The organism is Bergeyella anatis (genome assembly GCF_036016955.1).
Classification (GTDB): domain Bacteria; phylum Bacteroidota; class Bacteroidia; order Flavobacteriales; family Weeksellaceae; genus JAYWXI01.
Window position 1 is genome coordinate 1 of record NZ_JAYWXI010000092.1, and the last position, 657, is coordinate 657.

At 33.5% G+C, this 657-nt stretch carries 1 protein-coding gene; it reads right to left on the reverse strand.

The window, feature by feature from the left end; genetic code table 11:
* A partial coding sequence (locus VQ048_RS12385; RefSeq protein ID WP_327611950.1) for a DUF8835 domain-containing pootine occupies nucleotides 1-504 on the reverse strand: 504 nt, incomplete at its 3' end.
* Nucleotides 505-657 lie beyond the last annotated feature (153 nt).

The window sequence follows — 657 nt, forward strand, 5'->3', positions numbered from 1 at the left end:
ACTTTCCACCCATTTCAATAGTTTTTCAACTTGATACTCAATGTGTGGGTATTCCTTACTATCATCGTTAAAAGTGTACTCCCAATCAAAGTGCAGATAATAGTATCGGTGTCTGTTATAGGTCTTAAAATAAATATCTATATATCCGTTTTGGATAAGATTAAGCACTCTTTTATCCATATCCAAAACATCAAAATTAAACTCTTGATTGGGGGCATAATCTTTCCATTTTTCAACTCTAACGGCTTGTATAAATTTCCTTATATCAAGTATGTTACACGCAAAACTACTTCCGTCGCCTTGTGAATAGAAACCACTGAAAAAGATTTCGGACGGATTTATATCAATCTCCAATATTGAGCATATCACCACAAAATCAAAGTAAGTATTTTGCCACCACCAATGGCTATCGACCTCTTTGTATCGGTACTTGTCTAATACCTGCTCTTGGACTTTTTTGTCTAACTCCTCGTATTTGTAAATTTGTATTGTGATTGTGTTCATAATTTCATTTTTTGATTATTAAATTTGGTCGTATTCTTCCAGTGTTACCCATACTGTATAATCACTTACATTAACATCGTTAGGGAACTCTTCCCTCATTTCTTTTATAGGTAAAGGTATTCCTATCAGCTTGCCTACATATTTATCATCAAC